Source organism: Paenibacillus sp. EKM206P, from assembly GCF_011066155.1.
Lineage (GTDB): Bacteria > Bacillota > Bacilli > Paenibacillales > Paenibacillaceae > Paenibacillus > Paenibacillus polymyxa_D.
The window spans coordinates 1-625 of record NZ_JAAMNQ010000062.1 but is presented as its reverse complement, the minus strand read 5'-3'; the positions used below and the strand labels follow the sequence as shown (position 1 = coordinate 625).

Below are 625 nucleotides of genomic sequence, written 5' to 3'. Positions count from 1 at the left end.
CCGGTCAGGCTCGACACGAGCCGTTGGAAGCGAGCCACATGCTGTGGCGGCAAGGCTTCACCACTGGCAAAGACATGGCGCAGCGTTGCCAGTTTCGCTTGCATCACTTCCCGTGGCTGCTGCTCCACATACTCCAGGAACGCATGCAGCATGGCAGGTACAAAGTGCATCGTGCTCACTCCATCGCGGGCAATCGTGTCCACGATGTCTTCCGGGTTCTTTTCCCCGCCTACCGACAGCAAGCTCACCTTCGAGCCGACCAGCGACCACCAGAACAGCTCCCACACCGACACGTCGAACGTAAAGGCGGTCTTTTGCAGGATCGTATCTTCCGCACTCAAGCCGTACCGATCATGCATCCACAAAATCCGATTCAGCACAGAATGGTGCTCCACCATCACGCCCTTCGGTTTTCCCGTGGAGCCAGAGGTATAAATGACATAGGCGACATGGTGCGGTCCGGCCAGTGGCTCCAGATTCGAGCCGTCTTCGTGGTAAATGTCTTGGCCAGCCTGCTCCTGACGATCCAGCACCAGCACCTGGCCGTCGAAACTCAGCGATGCTTGCTCCGCCAGATGCGATTGCGTCAGCACCAGCTTCGCGCCCGAGTCCTCCAGCATAAAGC

1 protein-coding gene is annotated in these 625 nt (G+C 58.6%); it reads right to left on the bottom strand.

Features of this window, described 5'->3' with window-relative positions; translation table 11 throughout:
- Positions 1–625, bottom strand: a 625-nt coding sequence (locus G9G53_RS25680; RefSeq protein ID WP_165150879.1) for an AMP-binding protein, incomplete at both ends; no start/stop codon positions are given.